Below are 26,485 nucleotides of genomic sequence, written 5' to 3' on the forward strand. Positions count from 1 at the left end.
GGGGTTCCAGGCCGGTGGAATGCCTCTGGTTCTTCGCCGCAAGCAATCTTTGCGTGTTGAAGCAGCGCAATACTTCTCCTATCGTCGGCGCGATTTTGGGGGATGTTGGCATGCCGTTCTTGATTGCTATCCTTGGCGTCCTTGGGGCGGCAGCGTTCTGGTGGTACCGGATGAAGGCCATGAACGAGGCGGCGCGAGAAGTCGCCGATGTCGTCGGTCGGGTCCAGGGCAATATCCGCCGCAAGAAGCTGCGCAAGCAGGCGGCGCTGTCGCCGCTGACGGCGATCGACGATCCGGTGGTGGCGGCGGCAACGCTGATCACCGCCATGGTTTCCGAGAACGGGCCTATCCTGCCGCAGCGCGAAGCCGTCATCCGGTCGGTGATCTCGGAGATTGCCGACAAGAAGAAGACCGATGAGGCGGTGATCTATGCCAAATGGGCGGCGGCGCAGATCGACGACACGACGATCGTCATCGACAAGCTGGCGCCGTTCCTGCGCGAACGTCTCGATGTGGCCGAGCGAAACGATCTGCTGCAGATGGTGAACCGCGCGGCCCAGGGCGGCGAGAAACGCCTGGAGATTGCCGACCAGCGGATATTGCGGCTGCGGCAAAAGCTGGGTTTTGAGGTGAATTAGGTTCGCTGGCGGGGATCTGAGCCCGCTACATTGGCAGATCGCCTTGGCGATTAGCGGAAACACCCATCGCTTCGTCATCCTGGGGCGTAGCAAGGAGCGAAGCGACGCGGCGCAGACCCCGGGATCCATGCCGCGATTTCAAAGCGTTGCTACGATGCAGAATTCTGGTGCGCTGCATTCTTCGACCAAGGTCACGGCATGGATCCTTGGGTCTTCGCTCCGCTTCGCGTCGCTACGCCCAAGGATGACGACGTTGGGCAACGCTCAGATCGCCTCGCCCTTCAACAGTCGCGGCGTATCGCCTGACAGGCCGGACGCCTGGCGGATGAAAAACTCCTTCAGCCTGGGCATGCGCTCGACGAGACCAAGGCCGATGTCGCGCACGGCGCGCAGCGGGCCGATGTCGTTGGAGAACAGCCGGTTCAGCACATCGGTGGTGATGCCCATCTGCACAGTGTCGAAACGCCGCCATTGCTGGTAGCGTTCGAGCACGTCGAGCGCGCCGATGTCCTGCCCCAGCCGGTCGGCCTCGACAACCACTTCGGCCAATGCGGCCACATCCTTGAAGCCGAGATTGAGGCCCTGGCCGGCGATCGGATGGATGCCGTGGGCGGCGTCGCCGGCAAGCGCAATGCGCGGCGCGACGAAGGCGCGGGCAATGGTCAGGCCGAGTGGCCAGGCGCGCGGTTTGTCGGCGACACGGATTTCGCCGAGCCTCAGGCCGAAGCGCAGTTCGAGTTCGTGCTCGAAGACGAGGTCGTCGCCATCGACCAGTTTTTGAGCATCCTCGGACCGCTCGACCCAGACCAGCGACGAGCGATTGCTGCCGTCCTTGCCCGGCTTGAGCGGCAGGGTGGCGAAAGGGCCGGCTGGCAGAAAATGCTCTTCGGCGCGGCCATTGTGCGGGCGCTCATGCGCCACGGTGCAGACGATGCCTGACTGGCCATACTCCCATTTCACCGTCTTGATGCCGGCCATGTCGCGCAATTTCGAGTTGACGCCGTCGGCGGCGACCAGCAATCGCGCCTTCAGCGTCGCGCCGTCGGCCAGATGCACGGTGATGCCGGCGCCGTTGCTGTCGAAGGCGCCGACGGCGACGCCTTCGATGATGTCGATGCCGAGTTTCTGCGCGCGCCGGCGCAAGGCGCCGTTCAAATCCGCGTTGGCGACCATGTGCGCAAACGGCTCGCCCGGCGCGACCTCGCCGTCAAAGGTCAGAAACACCGGACGCACCGGATCGGAGGTGCGCGAATCGGTGACGATCATTTCGGTGATGGCTTGCGATTGGCCGACGATTTCCTGCCAGACGCCGAGCTGGTCGAGCATGCGGCAAGCGGCAGCGGCGATGGCCGAGGCGCGGCCGTCCTTCTGCCAGACGCCTGCGGGTGCTGCATCGACCACGGCGACAGTGAGGCTCGGCCGTGCTTGTTTCAGCGATACGGCGGCGGCAAGGCCGACATAGCCGGCGCCGGCGACCAGAACGTCGAGTGAGCCTCGGGCTTTTGCATCCGCCTTGCGGTCCGCCATGATAAATTCCTTTCGTGGCCTTGGCTGTTGCCGGCGGCCATTCCGGCCTTGACTGCCCGCCATTCCTGTCGGAAACCGCCTTAACACTTCCGCAGCCAGTGTCCCGATTCTGAAATTCGTCCGAGTTGGATATCGAGGGCAGTACGAATTTCAGAATCGTAAGGACACTAGCAAACTGACGATTTCTAGTGTCGTTTTGATTTMGAAGTTCGCTCCGAGCGCAATATMAAAATMAAGCGAACTTCGAAATCACGACACTAGGGGCGCGAAAAACATGACAGCGGCCATGGACGAGCTTCTCAGCATTCTCGACCTCGAGCAGCTGGAACACAACCTGTACCGTGGTCGCAGCCCCAAACTCGACTGGCAGCGCATCTTCGGCGGCCAGACCATCGCCCAGGCGCTGGTTGCCGCGCAGCGGACGGTCGAACCGGAGCGCCACGTGCATTCGCTGCATGGCTATTTCATGCGGCCGGGCGACACCAAGGTGCCGATCATCTACGAGGTCGACCGCATCCGCGACGGCGGCTCCTTCACCACCCGCCGCGTGGTGGCGATCCAGCACGGCCAAGCGATCTTTTCTCTCGAAGCCTCGTTCCAGCAGGACGAAATCGGTCTCGAACACCAGGTGCCGATGCCGCAGGACGTGCCGGCGCCCGACAGCCTGTTGTCGCAGCGCGAATTGCTGGGCAAGTTCGGAGAGGCGGTGCCCGAGGGCATCAAGCGCTACTGGGAGCGCGACCGGCCGATCGAGATGAAGCCGGTGATGCTGAAGCATTACACAAGCCGCGAAAAACTGGAGCCGAAGCAGAACATCTGGATCCGCACCACCGGTCCGGTGCCGGCCGACAGAGGCATACAGGCGGCGGTGCTCGCTTATCTCTCCGATATGACGCTGCTCGACACCTCGACCTTCGCGCATGGCCGCGCCATTTTCGATCGCGACATCCAGGCGGCAAGCCTCGATCACGCCATGTGGTTCCATCGCAGCCATCCGCTCGACGACTGGATCCTCTACACGCAAGACAGCCCGTCGACACAAGGCTCGCGCGGCTTCACCCGCGGCTCGCTGTTTGCCCGCGACGGCACGCTGATTGCCTCGGTTGCCCAGGAAGGCCTCATCAGGTTGAAGCGACCGCCCGCAGAATAGGCATTTTTGAAAAATTGCCCATTTTTTAATCACAAGCGTTGCCCCGGCTATACACAGTTAGCCGCCAAACCTCCCTCAATCCGTTTGTTTACAGAGGGTTAACACCCTGCTTCGGCAATTGGCACGGAGCTTGAATCCTAGCGGGCACTCTCCGGCTCTCATTGGGATCGGCGAAGTCGTAAACGCGGGGGACCCGCAACAGCAAAGGGTGAAACCTTATGAAAATCGTGATGGCAATCATCAAGCCGTTCAAGCTCGACGAGGTGCGCGAAGCGCTCACCGCAGTCGGCATCCAGGGCCTGACCGTCACCGAAGTCAAAGGCTACGGGCGTCAGAAGGGACATACGGAAATCTATCGCGGGGCGGAATACGCGGTCAGCTTCCTGCCAAAAATCAAGATCGAAGTCGCGGTCAGCGGCGACCTGGTCGACAAGGCCGTCGAAGCCATCACCGCGGCGGCCAAGACCGGTCAGATCGGCGACGGCAAGATCTTCGTTTTCGGCATCGACCAGGCGGTGCGCATTCGCACCGGCGAAACAGACACCGACGCGCTTTGAGCGGCGAACACGTATTCCAATGGAGAGTTCAATGAACATACCTTCCACCTTGAAAACAACGGGACGTGTGGCCGCGCTTGGCTCGCTCGCTCTCGCTGCAATGGGCACGGTCGCCGCCTTCGCGCAGACCGCGGCTCCTGCCGCCGCCGATGCAGCTGCGGCTGCGCCGCCGGCACCCGCGCTCGACACCGGCAACACCGCCTGGATGCTGACCTCGACGGCGCTGGTGCTGATGATGACCATCCCCGGCCTGGCGCTGTTCTATGGCGGCATGGTGCGCAAGAAGAACGTGCTCGCCACCATCATGCAGAGCTTTGCCATCACCTGTCTGGTGACGGTGCTGTGGTTCATGTTCGGCTATTCGCTGGCCTTCTCCGACGGCGGCGGCATCAACAGCTATCTCGGCGGTACCTCGAAGTTCTTCCATCACGGCATCACCACGTCCTCGCTGTGGCTGCCGGGCGTCGCGAACATTCCTGAATTCGTCTTCTCGATGTTCCAGATGACCTTCGCCATCATCACGCCTGCGCTGATTGCCGGCGCCTTCGCCGAACGCTTTAAGTTCTCGGCGCTGCTGATCTTCATGGCGCTGTGGCTGCTCGTCGTCTACGTGCCGATCGCACACTGGGTCTGGGGTGGCGGCTTCCTCGGCACGGCTGGCGTGCTCGACTTCGCCGGTGGCACGGTCGTTCACATCAACGCCGGTGTCGCGGGTCTGGTCTGCGCGCTGGTTCTCGGCAAGCGCGAAGGCTACGGCACCACCAACATGGCGCCGCACAACCTCGTCTACTCGGTGATCGGCGCTTCGCTGCTGTGGGTCGGCTGGTTCGGCTTCAACGCCGGTTCGGAACTGGCGGCTGACGGCCTCGCCGGTGCTGCCATGCTCAACACCCAGGTTGCCACCGCAGCCGCGGCTCTCGCCTGGATGTTTGCGGAATGGATCATCGCCAAGAAGCCCAGCGTGCTCGGCATCATCTCCGGCGCCGTTGCCGGCCTGGTCGCGGTGACGCCTGCTTCCGGCTTCGTCAACCCGACCGGCGCCTTCATCGTCGGCATCGTCGCCGGCGTGCTCTGCTACATATCGGCAGTCAAGGTGAAGCACATGTTCGGCTATGACGACTCGCTCGATGCCTTCGGCGTGCACGGCGTCGGCGGTGTCATCGGTGCCCTGCTCACCGGCGTGCTGGCCGATCCGGCGATCAACAGCCTGTCGTCGGGTGCTTCGCTCGGCAAGCAGATCTACGGCGTCGCCGTCACCATCGTGTGGACGGCGGTCGCCACCTTCGTGATCCTCTATGTCGTCAAGGCCCTGGTTGGCCTGCGTCCGACGACACAGGAAGAGGTCGAGGGTCTCGACATCAGCCAGCATGGCGAAGTGGTGCCGTAAGGCCAGCTTTGCCAACGGGACCGGCGGAACCCTCCTCCCGCCGGTCCCCTTATCTCTCTACGCAATTCCCTAGGGAAAGCGCTGCACACCCGGAATTGCTCTAAAGAATGGAATCCCGTCGTGACGCTCCCGAAAGGTGCTCACGCATTGAGGCCCGGACCGGGTCCGGGCCTCTTTTTTTGGTACAATCGTTCTGGCAACGCCGATATTCTCGCAATCACGTTCGCGTGATGGAGATTTTCCAGGAAACATCAACCCTGCCGGTTCCGAACTGTGGAGGCGAACGTCGTTCGGACGGTCGCACAAACAGCAGGGAAGGAACCATCTCATGAACATCAAGAACATCTGCCTCGGAGCGCTTGCTCTTTCGATGGTCAGCGGCGTGGCATTTGCCGGTGCACTCGACGAGCCGGACAACATGGCGCCGTTCTTCACGGATTCCGGCATGAAAACCATGAAGCCGATGGAAGAGTTCAAGGCTGCTTTCATGGCGATGCCAATGGAAAAGCAGGAAGCGATGAAGAAGGAATGCAATGACGCGGCGATGAGCAAGCCGCACGCCGAATTCTGCGCCAATGTGCAGGCGCTCGGTGGCGCCAACTGAGGTTGCCAGGGATCAGGCTCAATCGAGCCTGGTCGTCTTGTCGCTTGCAATGAACGGCGGTGGGCCAATGCGCCCGCCATTTTTTCCACGCATCGGGCAGGCCAAATCATCCTCCGAGCGGGAGATGACGGTGCTGGACGGGCGTGGTATCCCTTTGAGCGTCGCCGTATTGCGACTCGTGCCAGGACAGGGAACCACGCATGAGGAAGATCTATGAGAAACCAAGGCTGGACAAGCGCGGCAAACTCTCTGCCGTGGTGGCGTCTGTGGTGTCCGCGAACGGATAGTCAGGTTTCACCGCCTCTCACTTTTTGCCCTTTCGCGAAGGCCTTGCGGCTCCCGATCGCGCGGGTTTTCAACTGTGCCCGCACTGTCTGGCCAACCGCTCCATCCCGTGTTTTAACGCTGCAGGCTCCGTATAGTTAATGCGGCCTTAACCTTCCCGCCGATAGTCTGACATTCGAATCTGCCGGAGTGCGTCTTGCGCCCGGCCAGTCCATGACAGACGGGGAAGAGCATGCGTTCAGGGGCTTCAGCACCGCTCGCGCTGACCGATACGGGGCACGGCATCCAGGCATTCGCGCGGCGCCAGGTCGGCCGGCTGGTCGGCGCTTGCCTGTTCGTGACCGTCGCCTTCGGCGTCGCCAGCCTTGCCACCTGGAACGTCGCCGATCCGAGTTTCTCGCACGCCACCGACAACATCGTCACCAACGCCATGGGCTATGCCGGCGCTGTCTTCTCCGACCTCGCCATGCAGTTCTTCGGCCTCGCCGCTGTTGCTGCGCTGGTGCCGGCGGTGATCTGGGGCTTCCTTTTGTTTACCGCGCGCGGCGTCGACAGGCTGCCGAAGCGCGGCCTCGCATGGTTCGGATTTGCGCTGACTGCCGCGGCGATCGCCGGTTGCGTGGTGCCGCCCAAGACCTGGCCGCTGCCGACCGGCCTCGGCGGCGTGTTCGGCGACATGGTGCTCAAGATCCCCGGGCTGGTCATTGGCGGCTACCCGTCCGGCATCATCGCCAGCGTGCTTGCGGTGCTGCTCATCGCACCGACGCTGTGGCTGTTTGCCTATGGGTCGGCGTTGCTCGCGCGCAAGAATGGTTTTGCCGTCCAGGAGGAACCTGCCGCTGCCGATCCGCGCGAGGACGACCTGCTCTTCGACAATGACGACGACGAGGGCGACGAGGGCATATTGGCGCTTGGCGCCATCACCCATTGGTGGCTGTCGCTGCGCGCCTATCTGCGCCGCCGCGCCGCGCGTCGGCGAGAGGAGCGGGACGAATACGAACCGGAGATGGAGCCACGCGCCGGCGGCTGGCGGCGTGCCGCCGAACGGGTCGAATCGGCCGAGTTCGCCGAAGCGCGGATGAGCGCCGACGGCCGCGCCCGTGTCGAGCCGGAATTCTTCGCCGCCATGGTCAACGATCGCAGCGTTTCGGTCGACCCCGACGATGACGACGTCTTCGACAACGATGACGAAGACATGGATCTCGACGACGACGAGCCTGTCGTCCAGCGCCGCGCGCAGGTGCAGAATTACCGCTCCGATGCCGCCACTCGTGTCGCCGCACCGGCGCCGCGCCCGGCGCCCGGCGCCCGCGTCCAGCGCGAAGCGCAGACCTCGCTGATCGGCTCCGAAAAATTCGAAATGCCGTCGCTGCATTTCCTGTCCGAGCCGAAGAATGTCGTGCGTGATGCCAGCCTGTCGAAGGATGCGCTGGAGCAGAATGCGCGCCTGCTCGAAGGCGTGCTGGAGGATTTCGGCGTCAAGGGCGAGATCATCGCCGTGCGTCCAGGCCCGGTGGTCACGCTGTACGAACTCGAGCCGGCGCCCGGCATCAAATCGTCGCGGGTCATCGGCCTGTCCGACGACATCGCCCGCTCGATGAGCGCGATCGCTTGCCGCGTCGCCGTGGTGCCCGGCCGCAACGCCATCGGCATCGAACTGCCGAACGCCAAGCGCGAGACGGTCTATCTCCGGGAAATCCTGGCCAGCCGCGATTTCGAAACCACCAAGGCCAAGCTGGCGCTGGCGCTCGGCAAGACCATCAATGGCGAGGCCGTCATAGTCGACATCGCCAAGATGCCGCATGTGCTTGTCGCCGGCACCACCGGCTCCGGCAAGTCGGTCGCCATCAACACCATGATTCTGTCGCTGCTCTACCGGCTGACGCCGCAGGACTGCCGGCTGATCATGATCGACCCGAAGATGCTGGAACTCTCGGTCTATGATGGCATCCCGCATCTGCTCACGCCCGTGGTCACCGATCCGAAGAAAGCGGTGGTGGCGCTGAAATGGACCGTGCGCGAGATGGAGGACCGCTACCGCAAGATGTCGAAGGTCGGCGTGCGCAACATCGACGGCTTCAACGCGCGGGTTCAGCTGGCCGAGAAGAAGGGTGAAAAGATCTCGCGCACCGTGCAGACCGGCTTCGACCGCCAGACCGGCGAGGCGATCTACGAGACGGAGAATCTCGACCTCGAGCCGATGCCTTACATCGTCGTCATCATCGACGAGATGGCCGACCTGATGATGGTCGCCGGCAAGGATATCGAAGGTGCGGTGCAGCGGCTGGCGCAGATGGCGCGCGCCGCCGGCATCCATGTCATCATGGCAACGCAGCGACCGTCGGTCGACGTCATCACCGGCACGATCAAGGCCAACTTCCCGACCCGCATCTCGTTCCAGGTGACGTCGAAGATCGACAGCCGCACCATCCTCGGCGAGCAAGGCGCCGAGCAGCTGCTCGGCATGGGCGACATGCTCTACATGGCCGGCGGCGGCCGCATCCAGCGCGTGCACGGCCCGTTCGTCGCCGATGAAGAGGTGGAAAAGATCGTCGCGCATCTGAAACTGCAGGGCGTGCCGGAATATCTCGACGCCATCACCGAGGACGACGGCGAGGACGACGATGACGAACCGTCGGGCAAGGGCGGCTCCGGCGGCGGCAACAGCAATTTCGAGGATTCCGACGATCCCTACGATCAGGCGGTCTCGGTGGTGCTGCGCGACGGCAAGGCCTCGACCAGCTATATCCAGCGTCGGCTCGGCATCGGCTACAACCGCGCCGCCTCGATCATCGAGAAGATGGAGAAGGAAGGCATCGTCGGCCCGGCCAACCATGCCGGCAAACGCGAGATCCTGGTGCCGACGGAGGACGCCAAGTTCTGATTGGACCCGACGGGCGGCAACTTTGAACCTTTTGGCGCGTTGAAGCGACTGAGCGCTGTCCGGCCGCCAAACTTAAGCCCAACTGGGGGGCCAAGGACTGCGACACAACCGAACCAGACGAGAGTGACCGGCATGACAAACGCATCATTCAATCCAACCCGCCGCCAGGTGCTCGGCCTCGGCCTGGTCCTTGCCGGCGCTGCAGCCGTCAACGTCGTTCCCGGGTTCCAGCTGCTGGCGTCGGCGCAAGCGGCGGTGCCGCCAGCGGCGCAGAAGATCGCCGACCATTTTTCCTCGGTCAAATCGATGAGCGGCGAGTTCGTCCAGTTCGGACCCAAGGGCGAGCAGACCGGCGGCAAGTTCTTTCTGGAACGGCCGGGCAAGATCCGCTTCAATTATGACGGATCGTCGAATTTCAAGGTGATTTCCGACGGCAAGTCGGTGGTCATCCTCAACAAGAAGATGAAAACTTCCGACCTCTATCCGTTGTCGAAGACGCCGCTGAAGCTGTTGCTCGACACCAAGATCGACCTCTCCGGTAACCGCGTCAAAAGCGTCAAGGAAGAGAGCGACCTGACCACCATCCAGCTTGCCGACAAATCGGTGTTCGGCAATTCGAAGATCACCATGATGTTCGACCCGAAATCCTATGAGCTGCGCCAGTGGACCATCACAGACGCGCAGGGCAAGGACACGACCGTGATGATCTTCAACGTCAAGGAAGGCGTCAGCTTCGCCCCCGACACCTTTGCCATCGACTATACGGCGAACCGCGAGCTGAACACCAAGACGCGCTAGATTCAGGTGAGGCCGGCCTGCAAATGGCGGTCTCCTCCGCTTCCGGTGCTCACGTACTTCAAGTACGCTCCGCTCCGGTTCTCGGAGACCACCATTTTCGGCTCGGCCTGACCTGAATCAGGGCGGCCGCCGGGGAAGCAGCCCGCAAAGGCTGGCTTGTGTTTATGGCGCTTGGCTGGCACTAGATCGGCGACCTTTGTCCGGATCGCCGCATGCCCTTTTCCATCGCCACCTGGAACATCAACTCCGTTCGCCTGCGCATGCCGATTGTCGAGCGGCTGCTGGTCGAGCAGGCGCCGGATATGCTCTGCCTGCAGGAAACCAAGGTTCCCGACGAGCTGTTTCCGGAGAAGGCTTTCCGCAAGCTCGGCTACGAGCACATCGCCTTCCACGGCCAGAAGGGCTACCACGGCGTGGCGACGGTGGCGCGGCGGCCGATCGAGGTGGTCGAAAAGCGGCGCTTCTGCGAAATCGAGGACAGCCGGCATCTGTCGGTCACTGTCCAGGCCGGCGGCAAGACGATCCTCGTTCACAATTTCTATGTTCCGGCCGGTGGCGACGAGCCCGATCCCGTCATCAACCGCAAGTTCAAGCACAAGCTGGATTTCGTCGCGGAGATGAACGCCATCCGCGCCGACCATAGCGAGGTGTCGGGCTCGATCCTGGTCGGCGACCTCAATATCGCGCCGCTCGAACACGACGTCTGGTCGCACAAGCAGCTGCTCAACGTCGTCAGCCATACGCCGGTCGAGACCGAGAATTTCGAAGCCATGCGGCTGGCCGGCGACTGGGTCGACCTGATGCGGCTGAACGTGCCGCACGACCAGAAGCTCTACACCTGGTGGAGTTATCGCGCGCAGGATTGGGAAGCGTCGAACCGCGGCCGGCGGCTCGACCATGTCTGGTCATCGCCAAACTTGGTGCCGAGCTTTGCCAGCTACGACATTCTGCGGCTGGCGCGCGGCTGGGACCGGCCGTCGGACCATGTGCCGGTCATCGCAAGGTTCGACCTGGACTAGGCCACGAGTCAAAGGGGTCGTTGAATGGAGATAGTGGCAGCACGAGAAGCGGATGTGACATCGGCGGCCGACTGCCTTGCGGCTGCCTTTGCCGATGATCCGCAGATGGCGTTTTTCTTCGCAGGCGATCCTCCGCTACGTCAGGACCTGGTGACGGAGTTCTTCTCGATCCTGATGGCGGCGCGCCTCGCGCTTGGCATGCCCGTGCTGCTGTTAAAGAGCGAGGGCCGCATCCTTGGTGCGGTGATGGGCTATGATACGCAGCGGCCTGAATGGCTGCCGACTCACCAAGCGAGGTGGGCTCTGCTTCAGCAAAGGCAGGCATCGATGGCTTCGCGCTTCGAGCGAGCTGACGCCATCAGCGAGAAATACAAGCCGCAGGAACCGCATTTCTATCTTGGCGTCTTGGGCGTTCACCCTTCAATACAGGGAAAGGGGGCTGGCGGCGCGCTCATCAAGGCCTATTGCGATCTCGCCGAAGGAGATCCCGTCTCGGCAGGGACGTTTCTCGAAACCGCACAACGCAAGAATTTGGCTTTCTATGAGCGTTGCGGGTTTCAACGCCTCGGCCAAGGTGAACTTGCGCCCGGGAAGCCATTCTGGTGCCTGTTCAGGCCAAAATCCGTTCGAGACGGTCGTTAAAGCGCGTCGCATTGAAACGGATTCCGGCAACGCGCCTTAAGTCTTTGTTTTGATGCATGTCGTTGTCCCAAAACCGCTGCGCACTTTTGGGCGACATGCATTGGCCTACCCGCCAAACCGCGGCGCCAGCTTCTCGATGCGGGCGATCATGGCCTGAAAATCCTCCAGGATGCGCTGGTGCAATTTCACCGCCACCTCGGGATACTCCTCGAGGATGCGGCGGAACATCTTGCGGCTGAGCCGGATCACTTCTGAATCGATTTCGGCCGACGCGCTGGTCAGCCGGTTGGTGTCGGCGATCAATGCCAGTTCGCTTAGGATGGTGCCGGGACCGGCCTTGCCGATCGGGATGCGGTCGCCATTCTGCTCGCGATAGAGCACGATGCGCCCGCTGACCACGATATAGGCCGAATCGGCCTCGTCGTCCTCGCGGTAAAGCTTATGGTCAGCCTTGAGCAGGGTGGATTCGGCGCCGAAGGCGAGCAGACGCAGCTGTTCCTGCGTGAAACCCTCGAAGAGCTTCACGGCGGACAGGATGCGGATGTCGTCATCCAACGCCATCTCTAGCTGTGTCCCCGAGCGGTCAGTCCAATCCCTCCCTTAGAGCGCCGCGCGTCCTTCTTGGACGCGCAAAGGACGCTCTAGCAACTTTCAATTTGCGCATCGTGCTTTCCAAAAATCGAATCGATTTTTGGCCGATGCGCGGGGTCGATCCAGACACCTCCAACTGGATCGTCCCCGAAAACAGCCCCGCCCCGGCCGTTTTATCCCTCTAGTTTTTACGCAATTCCGGACGGAAAACCGCCCACACTTTTCCTGGAATTGCTGATCGGATCATGAAATGTTTAAGGAACCAGCTTGTAGCCGCCGCTTTCTGTCACAAGAATTTCGGCATTGGAAGGATCGCGCTCGATCTTCTGGCGCAGCCTGTAGACATGGGTTTCCAGCGTGTGCGTGGTGACGCCGGAATTGTAGCCCCACACTTCCTCCAAAAGCACGTCGCGCGTCACCACCTTCTGGTCGGCGCGGTAGAGATATTTGATGATCGAGGCCTCTTTCTCGGTCAGCCGCACTTTCGCGCCGCGCTGGTCGATCAAAAGCTTCTGGCTGGGCTTGAACGTATAGGGCCCGACCGAGAATGTGGCGTCCTCGCTCTGCTCGTGCTGGCGCAATTGCGCACGGATACGGGCCAGCAGCACGGCGAAGCGGAATGGCTTGGTCACATAGTCGTTGGCACCGGCTTCAAGGCCGAGAATCGTGTCAGAATCGGTGTCGTGGCCGGTCAGCATGATGATTGGTGCCTTGTAGCCGCCCTTGCGCAGGATCTTCACCGCCTCGCGGCCGTCCATGTCGGGCAATCCAACATCCATGATGAGCAGGTCGATGAGGCCGCCACGTGCCGATGCGACACCCTTGGCGGCGGTGGATTCCTGCAGAACGTCGAATTCCTCGTAGAGGGCCAATTGTTCGACGAGGGTGCCGCGAAGGTCGTCATCGTCGTCGACGATCAGAATGGTGCGTGATGTCATGGATCAATCCGTTGTTTTGAAAAGAATATTCAGTTGACCGCCCCCCGTTTATGCTGAAGCTGACCGGCACAACAGCCGATCACAGTGATTTGTTCCGTGACACGATCATACAAGAAAAAACGGCCGCGCAATGCAGCCGGCGCATTTTTGCCGAAAGGGCTGCGTGTGCTGGTGGTGCGGGCACGGCCTGGCAAACCCAGCCAGGGTATCCTGCAGGCCGGCAGCAAGGTGTTTGCCTGCGCGCTGGGGCGCGGCGGCATCTCGGCCAACAAGCGCGAAGGCGATGGCGCGACGCCGCTTGCCGAGATGCGGATCTTGTCAGGATATTTCCGCGGGGATCATTTCTCGGCCGGCCGCAAAACCCGGTTGGCGATGGCGCCGATCGGTCCCGATCTCGGCTGGTGCGAGGTGCCCGATGACCGCAACTACAACCGGCCGGTCAAAATCCCCTATGGCGCCAGCCATGAGCGGATGCGACGCGACGACCGTCTCTACGACGCCTGCCTGGTGCTCGACTGGAACATGGCGCCGCGCCGCCGCGGGCGCGGCAGCGCGATTTTCTTTCATCTGGCACGCCCCGGCTTCACACCAACGCAAGGCTGCGTCGCGGTGACGGCACGCACCATGACGCGGCTGCTGCCGTTGTTGTCGGATCGGACGGTGGTGAGGGTGGTGCGGTAAGGGCAGTAGGGCAGTAGGGCAGTAGGGCAGTAGGGCAGTAGGGCAGTAGGGCAGTAGGGATGCGCGTCGGCGCGGTCTTCTCCCCCTGTTCCTTACTGCCTGCGGCCTATTCCCTTGTTTCTCTGCCAGCCGATGTCGAGAAGGCCCAACCGGCCGAGTTCCCGGTCCATCGCCCGCGTAACGTCCTTCCGCTTGGCGCCGATGTCACGCAACTGGGGATCCGACAGATCCTCGACGTTCTCGCGTGGCAGGTTGAGCGCGACTCTGGCGTGGCGAAGCCAGTCGGTCACGGCGCGTAACCAGGCTGGACGGGCGGCTGGCGAATTCAAAACGATGATGGACATGATGTGCTCCGCTTCCTCCGGATATCAAATCCGGTTTGATGGTGCTTCGATGGATGCATCATGCCGGATTGAAATCTAAGGAGGAAACGAGTAGTTCTTTTCCCATCGTCAAGTTTTATTTGAGGATGGCATGGCCCGCCTGTTGCCCGGAACGCGTGCGCTGAGGACGCTGGAAGCTGCGGCACGGCACCTCAATTTCACCCGCGCCGCTGACGAACTCGGCCTGACGCCGGCCGCGGTCAGCCATCAGATCAAGGAAATCGAGGATCAGCTCGGCATCGTGCTGTTCACCCGCACCAGCCGCACCATCCGGCTGACCGAGGCAGGCACGGTGCTGTTCGAAGCGGCGATCGATGCGCTCGACCTGTTAGGCCGGGCCGTCTCGCGCGCGCAAAAGATGACGCGCGGCACGGCGCTGCTGAAAATAACCCTCGATGCCCAGTTCGCGACAAAATGGCTGATGCGGCGCATCGACGATTTTCGCCGGCATCAGCCGGGCATCGAACTCAGGTTCGACATCACCTACGAAGTGCGTGATTTCGATCGCGACGACGTCGATATCGGCATCCGCTTCGGCACCGGAAAATATCCGGGGCTTTGCGCGGACCGGCTGTTCGACAACGTCATCATCCCCGTCTGCAGCCCGGCCTTGCTGCGCGCCGGGCCGCCGCTGAAGGAGCCGCGCGACCTGTTCCACCACACGCTCGCCCATATCCAGTGGTCGCGCCAGGGGGTGACATGGCCGAACTGGCGCATGTGGATGGCGGCCGCCGGCGTAGATGACTTCGACGACAGCCGCACCCTCGTCTTCGGGTCCTCAACCGATGCAACGCAGGCAGCACTCGACGGCAACGCCGTGGCGCTTGCCGATTTCGCCATGGTCGCCAACGACCTCTCTCAGGGCAGGCTGGTGCAGCCGTTCGAACTGGGCATCAAGGTTTCGCCCGACTTCGCCTATCATCTGGTCTACCCCCAGGGATCGGCGAACGATGCCAGGATCGTCGCGTTCAAGGACTGGATGCTAAACGAAGTCCACAACCCGCAGCCGGACCCGACACGTCGAAGCTGGGACGAGTTATAGGTCGTCCTCGAATCCGGGCGCAGAAAGCCCTGAGGGTTCAGCCCGCAACCACCGGCGCGCCGAACCAGCCGATCACCGCGCCGATGATCAGCAGCACGCCAAGCCAGTGGCCACCGTCGATGAGGGTCAGATCCCAGCCGAAATTTTCATAGCGATGGTTGGCCGTCAGCGTCGTGGCGACGAAGCCGAGCCAAAGGACGAAGCCGAAGACGAGGCCTGCGACAAGGGTCGGCTCGCCGCCGGTTATCGCGCCGACGACCAGGGCAAAGACCAGCGCCATGATCAGTTCGGTGACAAAGGAGATGATGAAGGGCAGTATTGATTTCTTTGACGTTGACGGATCGATCCTGGCCGCCCTCATCCAAGGCTTGCTGAGTACTGTGTACCAGATGGCGCCAAACAGCCACGCCGCAACGGCCGCGACAACCACGGCCAACCAGTTCACCACCGAAAAATCCATAAAGTCCTCCCCTCAAGCATGTCGCCCAAACGTGTGAGCGGCTTGGGATAACGACATGCATATTCCTCAAATCAGTGTGCGATGGAACGCCTGTTCGGCGGTGGCGTCAAGCGAAGCGCCAGACGGTCGTGCGCTTAACCAGGGCATCTTCCAGCGCTCGCGTGACCGCCACCTCATAGACGGCGAGCGGCTGCAGCCCCGTCTTCGGCAGATAGGAGCGGCCTGGATCGCCAACGAGGATGTCGGCGCCGCGCGCCTTCAGCGTTGCAAACCATGGCATCAGCGTGTCGGCGAAGGATTTGTCGTAGAAGACGTCGCCGGCGAGGATCACATCCCAGCCGGCATCGGTGCCGATACAGTCGGTGCCGAGGAATGTGATGCCGACCTCATTGGCCTCGGCATTGAGGCGGATCGCCGTTTCGCAGAACGGGTCGATGTCGGCGGCGATCACCTCGGCAGCACCCGCCTTGGCGGCGGCAATGGCAACAAGGCCGGAGCCGGAGGCGAAGTCGAGCACGCGCTTTCCGCGCACCATATCGGGATTGTCGAGGACATAGCGGGCAAGGCCCTGGCCGCCGGCCCAAGCAAAGGCCCAGAATGGCGGCGGCAGGCCGATCTCGACCAGCTCGTCCTCCGTCCGCTGCCAAAGATCATGCGCCTCGTCGGCCAGCCGCAGAAGAATCTCCGGCACATGCGGCGGCGCCATCAGCGCCGTGTTGTCGAGGATGAATTTTTTTGCGCTGTTGGGGGTGAGTGCCGTCACGGAGCTGATGTCAGGCCACCCATGCGGCAGACCTCTTTCCATTCGGCCGGCGTCACCGGCTGCACGGAAAGCCGGCCGAGCCGCACCAGTGCCATCTCGGCCAGCTTGGGATTGGCCTTGACCTGCTCCAGCGTCGGCGGATTTGGCACGTCCTTGAAGGCGCGGATATCGACGCATTCCCAGCGCGGGTCGTCGGTGCTGGTATCGGGATGGGCGAGCGCACAGACCTCGGCGATGCCGACGATATTGAGCCCTTCGTTGGAATGGTAGAAGAAGCCGAGATCGCCAACCTGCATTGCCTTCATGTTGTTGCGCGCCGCATAGTTGCGCACACCATCCCATTGCGTGCCGGCCTTGCCCTTCGCCTTCAGCGCCTCGAAGGAGAACACAGAAGGTTCGGATTTGAACAGCCAGTAGTTCATTCTCTTGCTCCTCCTTGCGGTTCGCCCGCCAGCGATTAACTAGCCGCCGGCTTGTTGAAGGTCCAGTTCCACTGACGGATTTCGACGCTTTCGAACAGGCCGGCCTTGGCATAGGGGTCGGCAGCCGACAGCGCTTGTGCGCCGGCAAGGTCCGGCGCTTCGACCACAACGAGGCTGCCGTTCGGCTTGCCGTCGGCATCGAGGAACGGGCCGGCAAAAGCCAGCTTCTTGTCGGCGTTCAGACCCTCGAGAAAGGCGACATGGGTAGGTCTTGTGTCGATGCGCACCTGCAGGCTTCCAGGCTTGTCCTTGCATACCAACGCAAACAGCATTTTCAAAACTCCGGTTTGTTCGAGATCAGAGGTCGGTTTCGGTCTTCAGCGGCCTTGTCATCAATGCCGAGACAGCCTGGCGGATGGTGATGGTGCCGTCCAGTATGGCTGATACAGCGGCGATGATCGGCGCGTCGATCTGGCGTTCGGTGGCGATGCGGGCGGCGATCGCCGCAGTCGGCACGCCCTCGGCCAGCGGCAGGCCGGCAAGCGCCTTGCCTTGGCCGAGCGCCAGCCCATAGGCGAAATTGCGCGACTGGGCGGATGAGCAGGTAAGCAAAAGATCGCCGAGCCCGGAAAGTCCCATCAGCGTCTCCGGCCTGGCGCCGAAGGCGGCGCCGATGCGGCGCAATTCGACGAAGCCGCGCGTCACCATGGCGGCTTGGGCGCTGGCGCCGAGCCCGGCGCCGGTGACGGCGCCGGCGGCAATGGCAAAGACGTTTTTCAGCGCGCCGCCGATCTCGACGCCGATCAGGTCGTCGCTCGAATAGCAGCGCAGATTTTCAGCCGAAAAGCGGGCTGCAAGCTCCGCTGCCAGTTCGTCGCCGCGGGCGGCGACCACCACCGCCGTCGGCAGGCCGCGGGCAACGTCGGTGGCAAAGCTCGGCCCAGACAGAGCGGCAACCGGATTGTTGGGCAGGATCTCTTCGACAATCGCCGACAGCAGCGCGCCGGTTTCGCGCTCGATGCCCTTGGCGCAGAGCACCAGCGGGATGGCTTTCGGCATATGGCTCTTCGCGGCCGACAGCATCGCCCGCAGCGCCTGCGCCGGCGCCACCGCCAGCACGCAATCGGCATCAGCCAGCGCCGCCCCGATATCGCTCGTCGCCTCGATGCCGGGCTCGATGGCGATGCCGGGGAGATAGCGCGGGTTCTCGCCGCCACGAATAGCCGCGACGGTTTCCGGGTCTCGCGCGAACAGCCGGACCGAATGGCCGGCGCGCAGCATGGCCAGCGCCAGCGCGGTGCCCCAGGCGCCGCCGCCAAGCACGGCGACCCGCCAGCCGGTCTTGCCCCGGCCCGTCATGCTTTGGCCCCGCGCCGGCCGGAGCCGACTATCGGCGCAGAAATGCTGTCCAGTGGCCAGCGCGAGCGCGGCACGAAATCGAAGCCGTTCTCTTCCGCCAGGCCCGCCCGCAGCCGCTCGATGCCAGCCCAGGCGATCATCGCCGCATTGTCGGTGCAAAGCTTTAGTGGCGGCGCGATGAAAGCGAAGCCCGCCTGATCGCACAGCGTTTCCAGCGTCGCCTTGATCGTCCGGTTGGCGGCGACGCCGCCGGCAACGACCAGCGCTGGGTCCGCCTTGCCGGGAAATTCCTGACGGAACCGGTTCAGCGCCCCCGAAACGCGGTCACCCAGCGCATCGGCCACCGCTGTCTGGAAAGAGGCGCAGATGTCGGCGACATCCTGATCGCTCAGCGGGGCAATCGCCGTTGCCGCCTGGCGCACGGCGGTCTTGAGGCCGGAGAAGGAGAAATCGGGCTGCGCCGAGCCCTTCATCGGCCGCGGAAAGGCGAAGCGCGAGGCATTGCCGTTGGCTGCCGCCTTCTCGACATTCGGCCCACCGGGATAGGGCAGGCCGAGCATCTTGGCCGTCTTGTCGAAGGCCTCGCCCAGGGCATCATCGATCGTCGTCGCCCAACGCTGGTAGTCACCGACGCCGCGCACGGCGACGATCTGGGTGTGGCCGCCGGATACCAGCAGCAGTAGATACGGAAAATCGAGCCCGTCGGTCAGCCTTGCCGTCAGTGCGTGGCCCTCGAGGTGGTTGATGGCGATCAGCGGCTTGCTGGCGGCGGCGGCAATCGCCTTGGCCGTCATCAGGCCGACGATCAGCCCGCCGACCAGGCCGGGGCCGGCGGTCGCGGCAATCGCATCGATGTCGGCAAGATCGACGTCCGCATCGGCAAGCGCCGCCTCGACGATCCCATCCAGCGCCTCGACATGGGCACGCGCAGCGATCTCGGGCACGACGCCGCCAAACGCGGCATGTTCCTCGATCTGGCTGAGCACGATGTTGGAGGCAATCACCGGTGCAGAAGCGCCGTCGAGCGTCACCACGCTGGCGGCGGTCTCATCGCAACTCGTCTCAATGCCCAGAACGCGGATCAATTCGTCGCTATCCCTAGAGATTGTTTGTCGGACCTTTCCCCGTTAGGAGAAAGCCCGGAAAGACCTCGATCTGCCGGGGGTTACCACGGACCGCGCGCCATGCAAACAATCTTGAGAATCGGAACACGCGGCAGCCCGCTGGCCCTGGCGCAGGCGCATGAAACGCAGGCGCGGCTGACGGCGGCGCATGGCATGCCGAGCCAGGCGTTCGAAGTGATCGTCATCTCGACCAGCGGCGACCGCATCCAGGACCGGCCGCTGTCGGAGGCCGGCGGGAAGGGCCTGTTCACCAAGGAAATCGAAGAGGCGCTGCTGGCCGGCAGGATCGACATCGCCGTGCATTCGTCGAAGGACATGCCGACGAAACTGCCCGACGGGCTGGAACTCGGCGCCTTCCTGCCGCGCGAGGATGCACGCGACGCCTTTATCGGCAAGGCGGCGAAGACGATCGCCGACCTGCCGCACGGCGCCAAAATCGGCTCGTCGTCGCTCCGGCGCCAGGCGCTGATCCGGCGCATGCGGCCGGATCTCGATGTGGTGATGTTCCGTGGCAATGTGCAGACGCGGCTGCGCAAGCTCGACGAGGGCGTCGCCGAAGGCACCATCCTCGCCTATGCCGGGCTGAAGCGGCTCGGGCTTGAACATGTCGTGACCGATCTGATGCCTCTCGACATCTTTCCGCCGGCGCCGGGGCAAGGCGCGATCTGCATCGAAAGCCGCATCGGCGATCGTGACGTGGAAAAGATGCTGGTGGCCATCCACGATGCGCCGACCGGCCAGGCGCTGGCCTGCGAACGCGCCTTCCTGGCGGCGCTCGACGGCTCGTGCCGCACGCCGATCGCCGGGCATGCGACGATATCTGGCGAAACCATCTTCTTTGCCGGGCTGATCATCTCGCCGGACGGGACAGTCTCCCACGAAATCAAGGCGCAAGGCCCGGCACACGAGGCCGCTCGCATCGGCGCGGACGCGGCCCGGACAATCCGAGCCAAGGCCGGCGAAACATTTTTTGACGGCTGGGCCTGACATGGTCCGCGTCCTGGTGACCAGGCCGGAACCGGGGGCGTCACGCACGGCGCGGCGGCTGCAGGACATGGGTTTTCAGCCGATTCTGTTGCCATTGACCGATACGATGGCGTTGCCGGTTGAGGCCGGCGCGGTCGCCAAGAATGCTGTGGCCGTTGCGATCACCAGCGCCAATGCGGTGCGCCATGCGCCGAAAGAAATCATCGCCGCGCTCGCCGCCTTGCCTTGCCATGCCGTCGGCAAAAGGACCGCGGAAGCCGCGCGTGCGGCGGGATTTTTGGCCGTCAGCGAAGGTGCTGGCAACGCTGAGGCACTGGCTGATGCGATTGCCGGTGATTTTTCGGGTAGGACGATCGTTTATCTCAGCGGGCGGGTGCGGTTTCCGGCGTTGGAGGCGCGGCTGCAGGCAGAAGGAGTGCTGGTTCGCGCCGTTGAGACCTATGACACGGTGACGCTGGACTATTCCGACGATGCAATTGTCGAACGCCTGTCCGGCCAGCCGGTCGAGGCGGCGCTGCTCTATTCGGCCAAGGCGGCGGCAGCGCTGCAAACCCTGACGAGGCGGTCAGCTCTGCGCGATCTCTTTGAAAAGACGCTTGTTTTCGTCCTGTCGGCGCGTATTGCCGCAGCCCTGGACGAATTCGCTGGTGAAAAAATCCGGATTGCGACGGAACCTCACGAAGACGCGTTGCTTGAGCTTTTGCGGATATGGCGCTGACCCCGTGTCATCACGCCGCCCCTTTTCACCGCTTGGTGATGTGCTAGACCCATTTGAACCATCCCGAAGCGAATTTTGCGGAGCCCAAGCATGGTCAAGACGCCGAAGATGCGACATTCGAAAAGCCGCCGTGAGCCGGTGACCATCGAGCTCGAACCCGGCGCCGTGTCGCGCATCGTCGATGAGGACGCCGTCAAGGCGTCGGCCGAAGACGTGAAGGCAGAGGAAGCGGTTTCGCAACCGGAGGTGCCTGAAGAGCCGGTGCATGCCGACCAGGTCGATCTCGAGCCGTGGGAGCATGCCGACGCTGCAGGTGGCTCGCAGCAGGCTGAAACGGAAGCGCCGGCCGAGGCCAAAAGCCCCGCAGAACCGGAATCCTCCTATCCCGGCTCGGACGCACCGCCGAGCCGCGCCAAAACCTCCGATTACAGTTTCGAGGACGCATCGCCCAAGGCGGGCGCCACCAAAGATGCAGCACGAAAAGCCGAAACAAGGGACCAACCGATGGCAGTTCAGCCGAAGCGCAGCGGGATCAACGGCATCGCTGCCGGCATCATCGGCGGCGTCATCGCGCTGGTCGGCGCCGGTGGGCTGCAATTTGCCGGCCTGCTCGGCGGGCCGGGCTCCGGTGCAGGCGGCGTGTCGCTCGACGGCGTCAATGGCGAAATCGCTTCGCTGAAGACCGAGATATCAGGACTGAAGGAAGCAGGCGGCAACACCGATGCTTCGGCCAAGGTGGATGGGCTGTCGGCGGCGCTGGATCAGGTCAAGACCGATGTCGCGGCGCTGAAATCGGCGGTCGAGCAAGGTGGCGCCGGCGACAATGCCGGGCTTGCCGCCCTGGGCGACAAGGTCAAGCAGATCGAGACGGCGGTGGCCGCGCTCAGCCAGGCCGGCAATGCGGCGCCGGTCGATCTCGGCCCGCTCAACGAAAAGCTGGCCGGGCTCGACGCGCTGGTGAAATCCGCCGGTGAGGCGGCAAAGGCGCAGGAAGGCCGGTTGACCGCGCTGGAACAGTCGGTGTCACAGCTGTCCGGCAAGGTCGAAGCCCAGGCGTCGCAGCCGAAGATCGCGCTCGCCATTGCCGCTTCGGCGCTGAAGGCGGCGCTCGATCGGGGCGCGCCATTCGCGGCCGAACTCGAAACCTTTGCCGCGATTTCACCGGATGCGCCGCAAATCGCAACGTTGCGGGCCTACGCCGAAAAGGGCGTTCCGACCCGCACCGACATCGCAGCGGAAGCCGATGCCGCGGCCACTGCCATGGTCGCCGCTGCCACTCCTGTCGACGAGAATGCCGGCTTCCTGCAGAACCTGTTGTCGAGCGCCGAATCGCTGGTCAAGGTCAGGCCGATTGGCGCCGTCGAAGGCGCCGGCGCGCCGGAAACCGTCGCGCGCATGGAGGTTGCGGTCAACCAGGGCGATTACGCCAAGGCGCTCAGCGAATACGCGACGCTGCCCGAAGCGGTGAAGACCGCTGGCGCCGATTTTGCCGGCAAACTGAAGGCGCGCATCGAGGTCGAGACCCAGGTCGACGCGCTGATCGCTGGCGCGATGAAGGCGTGAGGGAGTTAAGATGATCCGAATTCTGATCTTTCTCGCCGTCGTTTTCGCCCTCGGCCTCGGTTTTGCCTGGCTGGCCGACCGGCCGGGCGAGATGCTCGTCACCTTCAACGGCTATCAGTATCAGGTCAGCCTGATGGTGGCGGCGGTGGCGATCGTCACCATCGTCGCCGCGGTGATGATTCTGTGGTGGCTGATCAAGTCGTTGTGGAACAGCCCCTATACGATCTCGCGCTATTTCCGCGTGCGCCGCCGTGACCGCGGCTACCAGGCGCTGTCGACCGGCATGATCGCCGCCGGCGCCGGTGACGGCGCGCTGGCGCGCAAGAAGACCAAGGAAGCGGCAAAGCTGATCCGCTCCGACCAGGAGCCGCTGATCCATCTGCTCGAAGCGCAGGCCTCGCTGCTCGAAGGCGACCATGAGGGCGCCCGCGAAAAGTTCGAGACCATGCTCGACGACCCCGAAATGCGGCTGCTCGGCCTGCGTGGGCTCTATCTCGAAGCCGAACGGCTCGGCGACCGCAACGCGGCGCGGCACTATGCCGGCCGTGCCGCGGTGATGGCGCCGCAACTGGCCTGGGCCGCCGAATCGACGCTGGAAGACCTGACCGGGCGCGGCGACTGGGACGGTGCGCTGAAACTGGTCGACGCACAGAAGTCGACGCGGCAGATCGAGCGCGACGCGGCCAACCGGCGACGCGCCGTGCTGCTCACCGCCAAGGCGCAGGCGCTGCTCGACAGCGATCCCAACGCCGCAAGAACCGCAGCGGTCGAGGCCAACCGGCTGCGCCCGGATTTCGCCCCGGCCGCGGTCGTTGCTGCAACCGCGCTGTTTCGGCAGAACGATGTGCGCAAGGGCTCAAAGATCCTCGAGGCGGCATGGAAGGCCGAGCCGCATCCGGAGATTGCCGAACTCTACACCCACGCAAGGCCGGGCGACGCCGTGCTCGATCGCCTGAACCGGGCAAAGAAGCTGCAGGAGATGAAGAAGAACCACGCCGAATCGTCGCTGACGGTGGCGCGGGCCGCGCTCGACGCCCAGGATTTTGCCACCGCGCGGCGCGAGGCCGAGGCTGCAATCCGCATGGATCGCCGCGAAGGCGCCTATCTGCTTTTGGCCGACATCGAGGAAGCCGAGAGCGGCGACCAGGGCAAGGTGCGGCAATTGCTGTCGAAGGCAGTGCGGGCGCCGCGCGATCCGGCCTGGGTTGCCGATGGCGTCATCTCCGAGCGCTGGTCGCCGGTGTCGCCGGTCACCGGCAAGCTCGACGCGTTCGAATGGCGCGCGCCGATGGAGCGGCTCGGCCAGCTCATCGACAGCCATGAGGATACGCCGGAAGCCGAAGTGCCGGCAATTGCGGCGCCAGTCGTATCGGTCAAGGAAAAGCCTGCCGACGTGATCGCTCACCCGGCTGTTTTCGCCGGCAAGACGACAGCAGCGACCGGAGCGGTAGCGGAAAGCGGCGAGGAGCTGGTCACGCCGGTCACCGCCGCCGCCTTTGCCGCGGTGCCGGCCGATGCCGAAGCCGTTGAGCCGGCGGAGGAACTTGCCCGGCTGCCCGACGACCCCGGCGTCGATCCCGATGAGGAAGCGGAGAAGTCACCGCGCCGGTTTCGACTGTTTTGATGTGAATAGGCCCGTTGGCCGGTTGGGAATAAATTGATGTTCGAACGCGTTCTCTCATTTCTGAAGGACCTGCCGAGCGGTGCCGGCGCCCGCGCCAACGCGGACGATCCCCGCGTTGCGGCATCTGCCCTTCTCTATCATGTGATGAACGCCGACGGCGTGCGTCAGGACGTCGAATGGGAGCGGTTCAAGGAAGTGCTGGCGGAAAGCTATTCGATCAGCGGCGCCGAACTCGATGCGCTGGCCGCCGCAGGCGAGCGCGCCGACAATGAGGCGATCGACCTCTATGCCTTCACCAGCGTGCTGAAGCGCCATCTCGATGCCGAGGCGCGCAAGGCTTTCATCGGCCTGATGTGGGAGATCGTCTACGCCGATGGCGAGCTGCACGAGCTCGAGGACAACACCGTCTGGCGCGTCGCCGAGCTGATCGGCGTCGAACGCCGCGACCGTGTCGAGGCACGCCGCAAGGCGGCGGCTGAAGCGCCCGGCGCCACCGGAACGTCGAGCGACGAATAGGATCCCGCCTTCCCATGCCGCCCAGACCGAGTTCGAAGCCAAAGATCCTGATCGTGCTGCATCAGGAGACTTCGAGCCCCGGTCGCGTCGGTCACATGCTGCTCGAAGAAGGTTTCGATCTCGACATCCGCCGGCCGCCGCTGGGCGACGCCTTGCCGGAAACGCTGGACGGCCATGCCGGCAGCGTGGTGTTCGGTGGACCGATGAGCGCCAATGACGAGGATGAGTTCGTCCGCCGCGAGACCAACTGGCTGGAGATCCCGTTGAGGGAGAACCGGCCGTTCCTCGGCATCTGCCTTGGCGCGCAAATGCTGGCCAACCATCTCGGCGGCAAGGTCGAGGGCCATGGAGAAGGGCTGGTCGAAATCGGCTGGTATCCGCTGAAAGCGACAGAAGCAGGCAAAAGGCTGCTGCACTGGCCCGAGATGGTCTACCAGTTCCACCGCGAGGGCTTTTCCCTGCCGAGGGACGCGACGCTGCTGGCGACGGCGGAGACCTATCCCAACCAGGCCTTCCGCTATGGCGACAATGCCTGGGGCATCCAGTTTCATGGCGAGTTGACCCAAATGATGATGCAGCGCTGGGTGGTGCGCGGCGCGCACCGTTTCGAATTGCCCGGCGCGCAGCCCGGCCGGGACCATCTCGGCGGCCGGCTGATCTGGGACATGCATCTCAAGCGCTGGCTCAGCGAATTCCTACAGACGATTTTTGGACGGCCGGCTGTGGGATAGGGTAAAATCCGATTACTCTGAACGGTCTAGCTTGAGCCAAAGACTACTTACGTTCGCCGAGGCGTGGACGACCGCTTTGCGCCGCCATTCGGTCATCCGGCCGGCGACGGCTGCACCGTCGCCTCGCGCGATACTGACAGACCCGCGAGAAGCGGAGTGTACGCGGCGAGCCTGCGGGATACGAACTCCGTGAAGAGCCGCACGCGCTTCGTCTTGCGTGCCTCCCCCTGCGTGAGAAGCCAGAGTGTCCCGTGCATGGGCAGGTTGGTGCCCGGCACCCTCACCAGCAGGGGGTCGGTATCTCCGACGAAGCACGGGAGTTTCGTCATCCCGATCCCTTGCTGCGCCGCGATGATCTGCGTCTCGGCGTCAGGAGTCCTGAACGGAGCTCCCGTGGTGTGAACGTTTACCTCGCGCGCCCAGTCCGGAATTCCATGATCGTCTATGACGATCCACCGGATGGGATCAGGCTTGCCCGCACTCAACGCGGCTAGTCGATCGCGAGACATATAGACGCCGCTGAACAACTGCGGTCCCTTCAGGCCGTGCAGATTGAGAGGCAGGGTCTTGCGGTCGGCGACAATACGGATCGCGACGTCGGCCTCTCGGTTGGTCAGATTTGCCACCTCGCCGGACGTCAAGATTTCCATCTCGATGTCCGGATGCAAACGCGCAAAGTCGGCGAGATCCGGCATGAGCAGGTGTGTGGCGAGGAACGGTGGAAGCGTCACCCGCAAAAGCCCGCGCGCGCTCTGGTCGCGACCGAAGACGCGCGTCTCCAGCAAATGCGACGACGCTTCCATCTGGTGCGCGAGATCGAGGACCTCTTCCCCCGCAGCCGTCAGGCGGTACCCCGAAGGCAGCTTTTCGAACATCTGCGCCCCCAAGTTTTCCTCGAGCTGGGCGATGCGTCGCAGCACGGTCGCGTGGTTCACGCCAAGGCGTTTGGCGGCGGCCCGCACCGAGCCTCCGCGCGCGACGGCAAGAAAGTAGCGAACGTCATCCCAGTCGATCATGGTGCAATCCGGCACCGCGCGGTGCAGCTTCCAAATCCCGTATCTAGCACATCGGCCAGAGATATGGCGACTGTCA

At 63.5% G+C, this 26,485-nt stretch carries 28 protein-coding genes; 17 read left to right on the top strand and 11 right to left on the bottom strand.

Features of this window, described 5'->3' with window-relative positions; translation table 11 throughout:
- The first annotated feature begins 110 nt into the window (after positions 1–110).
- Positions 111–638: a hypothetical protein gene (locus AC1D0N_RS25520; protein ID WP_477248745.1), complete on the top strand. Its 528-nt coding sequence runs from the start codon at positions 111–113 to the stop codon at positions 636–638.
- Positions 639–902: 264 nt separating this feature from the next.
- Here AC1D0N_RS25520 and AC1D0N_RS25525 read toward each other — a convergent pair whose 3' ends face one another.
- Complete coding sequence (locus tag AC1D0N_RS25525; RefSeq protein ID WP_477248746.1) at positions 903–2,165, bottom strand: ubiquinone biosynthesis hydroxylase; 1,263 nt, start codon at positions 2,163–2,165, stop codon at positions 903–905.
- A 274-nt stretch (positions 2,166–2,439) separates the two neighbouring features.
- On the opposite strand from AC1D0N_RS25525, the gene tesB reads away from it, so the two are divergent.
- The 8 genes from tesB (at position 2,440) to AC1D0N_RS25565 (ending at position 11,491) form a co-directional block, all read left to right on the top strand.
- Positions 2,440–3,315 (top strand): acyl-CoA thioesterase II, encoded by an 876-nt coding sequence (gene tesB, locus AC1D0N_RS25530; RefSeq protein WP_477248747.1) that lies wholly within the window; start codon positions 2,440–2,442, stop codon positions 3,313–3,315.
- 218 nt (positions 3,316–3,533) lie between these two features.
- Positions 3,534–3,872: a P-II family nitrogen regulator gene (locus AC1D0N_RS25535; protein ID WP_477248748.1), complete on the top strand. Its 339-nt coding sequence runs from the start codon at positions 3,534–3,536 to the stop codon at positions 3,870–3,872.
- Between the two features lie 100 nt (positions 3,873–3,972).
- Positions 3,973–5,259: an ammonium transporter gene (locus AC1D0N_RS25540; protein ID WP_477248833.1), complete on the top strand. Its 1,287-nt coding sequence runs from the start codon at positions 3,973–3,975 to the stop codon at positions 5,257–5,259.
- 328 nt (positions 5,260–5,587) lie between these two features.
- On the top strand, positions 5,588–5,863 hold the full coding sequence (locus tag AC1D0N_RS25545; protein WP_477248749.1) for a hypothetical protein: 276 nt from the start codon (positions 5,588–5,590) through the stop codon (positions 5,861–5,863).
- A gap of 517 nt (positions 5,864–6,380) precedes the next feature.
- Entirely contained in the window at positions 6,381–9,032 is a 2,652-nt protein-coding gene (locus AC1D0N_RS25550) for an FtsK/SpoIIIE family DNA translocase (RefSeq protein WP_477248750.1), read from the top strand.
- Positions 9,033–9,164: 132 nt separating this feature from the next.
- Positions 9,165–9,830, top strand: coding sequence for an outer-membrane lipoprotein carrier protein LolA (locus AC1D0N_RS25555; RefSeq protein WP_477248751.1), 666 nt, complete (start codon positions 9,165–9,167; stop codon positions 9,828–9,830).
- 212 nt (positions 9,831–10,042) lie between these two features.
- Positions 10,043–10,849 (top strand): exodeoxyribonuclease III, encoded by an 807-nt coding sequence (locus tag AC1D0N_RS25560; RefSeq protein ID WP_477248752.1) that lies wholly within the window; start codon positions 10,043–10,045, stop codon positions 10,847–10,849.
- Between the two features lie 24 nt (positions 10,850–10,873).
- Entirely contained in the window at positions 10,874–11,491 is a 618-nt protein-coding gene (locus tag AC1D0N_RS25565; RefSeq protein WP_477248753.1) for a GNAT family N-acetyltransferase, read from the top strand.
- Between the two features lie 105 nt (positions 11,492–11,596).
- Here AC1D0N_RS25565 and AC1D0N_RS25570 read toward each other — a convergent pair whose 3' ends face one another.
- Positions 11,597–12,052, bottom strand: coding sequence for a cyclic nucleotide-binding domain-containing protein (locus AC1D0N_RS25570; protein ID WP_477248754.1), 456 nt, complete (start codon positions 12,050–12,052; stop codon positions 11,597–11,599).
- A 284-nt stretch (positions 12,053–12,336) separates the two neighbouring features.
- Positions 12,337–13,020 carry a response regulator transcription factor gene (locus tag AC1D0N_RS25575; RefSeq protein WP_477248755.1) on the bottom strand — a complete coding sequence of 228 codons (684 nt, stop codon included), beginning with the start codon at positions 13,018–13,020 and terminating at the stop codon, positions 12,337–12,339.
- An 84-nt stretch (positions 13,021–13,104) separates the two neighbouring features.
- Between AC1D0N_RS25575 and AC1D0N_RS25580 the strand changes: the two genes are divergently transcribed.
- A complete protein-coding gene (locus AC1D0N_RS25580) occupies positions 13,105–13,701 on the top strand; it encodes a L,D-transpeptidase family protein (RefSeq protein ID WP_477248756.1) in 597 nt (198 codons plus the stop codon).
- A 92-nt stretch (positions 13,702–13,793) separates the two neighbouring features.
- Here AC1D0N_RS25580 and AC1D0N_RS25585 read toward each other — a convergent pair whose 3' ends face one another.
- Positions 13,794–14,045: a hypothetical protein gene (locus AC1D0N_RS25585; protein ID WP_477248757.1), complete on the bottom strand. Its 252-nt coding sequence runs from the start codon at positions 14,043–14,045 to the stop codon at positions 13,794–13,796.
- Between the two features lie 130 nt (positions 14,046–14,175).
- On the opposite strand from AC1D0N_RS25585, the gene gcvA reads away from it, so the two are divergent.
- The gene (gene gcvA, locus AC1D0N_RS25590) at positions 14,176–15,126 is read left to right on the top strand and encodes a transcriptional regulator GcvA (RefSeq protein ID WP_477248758.1); all 951 of its coding nucleotides are present in this window, start codon (positions 14,176–14,178) and stop codon (positions 15,124–15,126) included.
- 37 nt (positions 15,127–15,163) lie between these two features.
- On the opposite strand, the gene AC1D0N_RS25595 is transcribed toward gcvA, so the two are convergent.
- The 6 genes from AC1D0N_RS25595 to tsaD form a co-directional block, all read right to left on the bottom strand.
- Complete coding sequence (locus AC1D0N_RS25595) at positions 15,164–15,586, bottom strand: DUF1761 domain-containing protein (RefSeq protein ID WP_477248759.1); 423 nt, start codon at positions 15,584–15,586, stop codon at positions 15,164–15,166.
- A gap of 106 nt (positions 15,587–15,692) precedes the next feature.
- Positions 15,693–16,391, bottom strand: a complete 699-nt coding sequence (locus tag AC1D0N_RS25600) for a class I SAM-dependent methyltransferase (protein ID WP_477248760.1) — start codon at positions 16,389–16,391, stop codon at positions 15,693–15,695.
- Positions 16,346–16,771, bottom strand: coding sequence for an EVE domain-containing protein (locus AC1D0N_RS25605; RefSeq protein WP_477248761.1), 426 nt, complete (start codon positions 16,769–16,771; stop codon positions 16,346–16,348). The genes AC1D0N_RS25600 and AC1D0N_RS25605 overlap by 46 nt, the downstream gene beginning before the upstream one ends.
- A gap of 35 nt (positions 16,772–16,806) precedes the next feature.
- A complete protein-coding gene (locus AC1D0N_RS25610) occupies positions 16,807–17,103 on the bottom strand; it encodes a YciI-like protein (RefSeq protein ID WP_477248762.1) in 297 nt (98 codons plus the stop codon).
- A gap of 25 nt (positions 17,104–17,128) precedes the next feature.
- Entirely contained in the window at positions 17,129–18,130 is a 1,002-nt protein-coding gene (locus AC1D0N_RS25615; RefSeq protein WP_477248763.1) for an NAD(P)H-dependent glycerol-3-phosphate dehydrogenase, read from the bottom strand.
- On the bottom strand, positions 18,127–19,212 hold the full coding sequence (gene tsaD, locus AC1D0N_RS25620) for a tRNA (adenosine(37)-N6)-threonylcarbamoyltransferase complex transferase subunit TsaD (RefSeq protein ID WP_477248834.1): 1,086 nt from the start codon (positions 19,210–19,212) through the stop codon (positions 18,127–18,129). Before tsaD ends, AC1D0N_RS25615 begins: the two co-directional genes overlap by 4 nt.
- 102 nt (positions 19,213–19,314) lie before the next feature.
- Here tsaD and hemC point away from each other — a divergent pair, with 102 nt between their 5' ends.
- From hemC to AC1D0N_RS25650, 6 genes are all read left to right on the top strand, one after another.
- A complete protein-coding gene (gene hemC, locus AC1D0N_RS25625) occupies positions 19,315–20,241 on the top strand; it encodes a hydroxymethylbilane synthase (protein ID WP_477248764.1) in 927 nt (308 codons plus the stop codon).
- Position 20,242: 1 nt separating this feature from the next.
- Positions 20,243–20,959, top strand: a complete 717-nt coding sequence (locus tag AC1D0N_RS25630) for a uroporphyrinogen-III synthase (RefSeq protein ID WP_477248765.1) — start codon at positions 20,243–20,245, stop codon at positions 20,957–20,959.
- Positions 20,960–21,049: 90 nt separating this feature from the next.
- Complete coding sequence (locus AC1D0N_RS25635) at positions 21,050–22,522, top strand: COG4223 family protein (protein ID WP_477248766.1); 1,473 nt, start codon at positions 21,050–21,052, stop codon at positions 22,520–22,522.
- 10 nt (positions 22,523–22,532) lie between these two features.
- On the top strand, positions 22,533–24,146 hold the full coding sequence (locus AC1D0N_RS25640) for a heme biosynthesis HemY N-terminal domain-containing protein (protein ID WP_477248767.1): 1,614 nt from the start codon (positions 22,533–22,535) through the stop codon (positions 24,144–24,146).
- 36 nt (positions 24,147–24,182) lie between these two features.
- Entirely contained in the window at positions 24,183–24,662 is a 480-nt protein-coding gene (locus tag AC1D0N_RS25645) for a tellurite resistance TerB family protein (protein ID WP_477248768.1), read from the top strand.
- Between the two features lie 14 nt (positions 24,663–24,676).
- Entirely contained in the window at positions 24,677–25,393 is a 717-nt protein-coding gene (locus AC1D0N_RS25650) for a glutamine amidotransferase (protein WP_477248769.1), read from the top strand.
- A gap of 92 nt (positions 25,394–25,485) precedes the next feature.
- Here the strand turns inward: AC1D0N_RS25650 and AC1D0N_RS25655 are convergent, their stop codons facing one another.
- Positions 25,486–26,409: a LysR family transcriptional regulator gene (locus AC1D0N_RS25655; RefSeq protein WP_477248770.1), complete on the bottom strand. Its 924-nt coding sequence runs from the start codon at positions 26,407–26,409 to the stop codon at positions 25,486–25,488.
- Positions 26,410–26,485: the final 76 nt, after the last annotated feature.

This window comes from Mesorhizobium sp. P2_E10, from assembly GCF_056404235.1.

What these genes read in the sequence shown, in the direction of transcription:
- AC1D0N_RS25520 (WP_477248745.1), top strand. Translation starts at nt 111, where the DNA reads ATGCCGTTCTTGATTGCTATCCTTGGCGTCCTTGGGGCGGCAGCGTTC.
- AC1D0N_RS25525 (WP_477248746.1), bottom strand. Translation starts at nt 2,165, where the DNA reads ATGGCGGACCGCAAGGCGGATGCAAAAGCCCGAGGCTCACTCGACGTT.
- tesB (WP_477248747.1), top strand. Translation starts at nt 2,440, where the DNA reads ATGACAGCGGCCATGGACGAGCTTCTCAGCATTCTCGACCTCGAGCAG.
- AC1D0N_RS25535 (WP_477248748.1), top strand. Translation starts at nt 3,534, where the DNA reads ATGAAAATCGTGATGGCAATCATCAAGCCGTTCAAGCTCGACGAGGTG.
- AC1D0N_RS25540 (WP_477248833.1), top strand. Translation starts at nt 3,973, where the DNA reads ATGGGCACGGTCGCCGCCTTCGCGCAGACCGCGGCTCCTGCCGCCGCC.
- AC1D0N_RS25545 (WP_477248749.1), top strand. Translation starts at nt 5,588, where the DNA reads ATGAACATCAAGAACATCTGCCTCGGAGCGCTTGCTCTTTCGATGGTC.
- AC1D0N_RS25550 (WP_477248750.1), top strand. Translation starts at nt 6,381, where the DNA reads ATGCGTTCAGGGGCTTCAGCACCGCTCGCGCTGACCGATACGGGGCAC.
- AC1D0N_RS25555 (WP_477248751.1), top strand. Translation starts at nt 9,165, where the DNA reads ATGACAAACGCATCATTCAATCCAACCCGCCGCCAGGTGCTCGGCCTC.
- AC1D0N_RS25560 (WP_477248752.1), top strand. Translation starts at nt 10,043, where the DNA reads ATGCCCTTTTCCATCGCCACCTGGAACATCAACTCCGTTCGCCTGCGC.
- AC1D0N_RS25565 (WP_477248753.1), top strand. Translation starts at nt 10,874, where the DNA reads ATGGAGATAGTGGCAGCACGAGAAGCGGATGTGACATCGGCGGCCGAC.
- AC1D0N_RS25570 (WP_477248754.1), bottom strand. Translation starts at nt 12,052, where the DNA reads ATGGCGTTGGATGACGACATCCGCATCCTGTCCGCCGTGAAGCTCTTC.
- AC1D0N_RS25575 (WP_477248755.1), bottom strand. Translation starts at nt 13,020, where the DNA reads ATGACATCACGCACCATTCTGATCGTCGACGACGATGACGACCTTCGC.
- AC1D0N_RS25585 (WP_477248757.1), bottom strand. Translation starts at nt 14,045, where the DNA reads ATGTCCATCATCGTTTTGAATTCGCCAGCCGCCCGTCCAGCCTGGTTA.
- gcvA (WP_477248758.1), top strand. Translation starts at nt 14,176, where the DNA reads ATGGCCCGCCTGTTGCCCGGAACGCGTGCGCTGAGGACGCTGGAAGCT.
- AC1D0N_RS25595 (WP_477248759.1), bottom strand. Translation starts at nt 15,586, where the DNA reads ATGGATTTTTCGGTGGTGAACTGGTTGGCCGTGGTTGTCGCGGCCGTT.
- AC1D0N_RS25600 (WP_477248760.1), bottom strand. Translation starts at nt 16,391, where the DNA reads ATGGAAAGAGGTCTGCCGCATGGGTGGCCTGACATCAGCTCCGTGACG.
- AC1D0N_RS25605 (WP_477248761.1), bottom strand. Translation starts at nt 16,771, where the DNA reads ATGAACTACTGGCTGTTCAAATCCGAACCTTCTGTGTTCTCCTTCGAG.
- AC1D0N_RS25610 (WP_477248762.1), bottom strand. Translation starts at nt 17,103, where the DNA reads ATGCTGTTTGCGTTGGTATGCAAGGACAAGCCTGGAAGCCTGCAGGTG.
- AC1D0N_RS25615 (WP_477248763.1), bottom strand. Translation starts at nt 18,130, where the DNA reads ATGACGGGCCGGGGCAAGACCGGCTGGCGGGTCGCCGTGCTTGGCGGC.
- hemC (WP_477248764.1), top strand. Translation starts at nt 19,315, where the DNA reads ATGCAAACAATCTTGAGAATCGGAACACGCGGCAGCCCGCTGGCCCTG.
- AC1D0N_RS25630 (WP_477248765.1), top strand. Translation starts at nt 20,243, where the DNA reads ATGGTCCGCGTCCTGGTGACCAGGCCGGAACCGGGGGCGTCACGCACG.
- AC1D0N_RS25635 (WP_477248766.1), top strand. Translation starts at nt 21,050, where the DNA reads ATGGTCAAGACGCCGAAGATGCGACATTCGAAAAGCCGCCGTGAGCCG.
- AC1D0N_RS25640 (WP_477248767.1), top strand. Translation starts at nt 22,533, where the DNA reads ATGATCCGAATTCTGATCTTTCTCGCCGTCGTTTTCGCCCTCGGCCTC.
- AC1D0N_RS25645 (WP_477248768.1), top strand. Translation starts at nt 24,183, where the DNA reads ATGTTCGAACGCGTTCTCTCATTTCTGAAGGACCTGCCGAGCGGTGCC.
- AC1D0N_RS25650 (WP_477248769.1), top strand. Translation starts at nt 24,677, where the DNA reads ATGCCGCCCAGACCGAGTTCGAAGCCAAAGATCCTGATCGTGCTGCAT.
- AC1D0N_RS25655 (WP_477248770.1), bottom strand. Translation starts at nt 26,409, where the DNA reads ATGATCGACTGGGATGACGTTCGCTACTTTCTTGCCGTCGCGCGCGGA.